Here is an 818-nt window from a genome sequence, read left to right on the forward strand (position 1 = left end):
TTAGCATGCATACAGTAAATATCTACGGCGAGTCTATCGTGGGTGAAGAAATCGAATATTTAGATCAACCCTACAAAAACATAATTATCGTGGAAGATTCTAACGGTGACAAACATGTGATTCATAGAGACACGATAGATAGGAATCGTAAGCGAAAACCAAGCCGTGCAGGAGTGAGGTTTGACCTTTTAGGTTGTCAGGCGCATGGAAGAAAAGGGACGTTGAGAAAGTGGCGGAGGATTGGTTAGGACATAAGAAAAAACTCCGCAAACTGGGACTATCACGGAAGTTTTGAAAGGGTTGATTTATATGAGTTGGACTGTTGGAGAATTGAAAGGTGCATTGGAAAATGTGCCGAATGATGCAGTAATTCATTTACAAACAAGAGGCATGGCTACGAAAAGAGCAGAGACAATCGTATTCATGGAGAGATCAGAGTTAGGCATACCAGCTCTTGTGATGTCTCCTTATGTGAGAAAAGCAGATGATTATAAAATGGTTGATGGAAAAATTATTGATAATTGGATGAATGAAAAGTAGAAAGGAGTCTATTTATGAAAGCAAAAGAGCTGATTAGTTTTTTGGAACATAATCCAGAAGCGGATGTGATGGTTTCAATCAGCGAATACTACGAAAGAAGTTTTCAAGATACTGGATATAAACAAAGTGAGTTGCAAAACGTAGCCAGTATTACGATTGATGCAGGGGCAAAACAAATCCAACTTTGTGGTGAAAAAAAGCAATAAGATTAGTTACACAAACGGAAGAAATTAAGGAGGAAGAACAATGAATTATAAGGAATTTAGAAAGACAACAGG

The 818-nt window shown here is 37.9% G+C and carries 3 protein-coding genes; all 3 read left to right on the plus strand.

Going from position 1 to position 818, the window contains the following annotated elements; translation table 11 throughout:
• Positions 1–248 (plus strand): hypothetical protein (locus tag PGP85_RS21260; protein WP_270329364.1); only part of this gene is annotated, 248 nt, incomplete at its 5' end.
• A gap of 61 nt (positions 249–309) precedes the next feature.
• A complete protein-coding gene (locus PGP85_RS21265) occupies positions 310–540 on the plus strand; it encodes a hypothetical protein (protein WP_270329366.1) in 231 nt (76 codons plus the stop codon).
• Between the two features lie 14 nt (positions 541–554).
• Entirely contained in the window at positions 555–746 is a 192-nt protein-coding gene (locus tag PGP85_RS21270; RefSeq protein ID WP_270329368.1) for a hypothetical protein, read from the plus strand.
• Positions 747–818 lie beyond the last annotated feature (72 nt).

Source organism: Enterococcus malodoratus (genome assembly GCF_027659535.1).
GTDB lineage: Bacteria > Bacillota > Bacilli > Lactobacillales > Enterococcaceae > Enterococcus_A > Enterococcus_A malodoratus.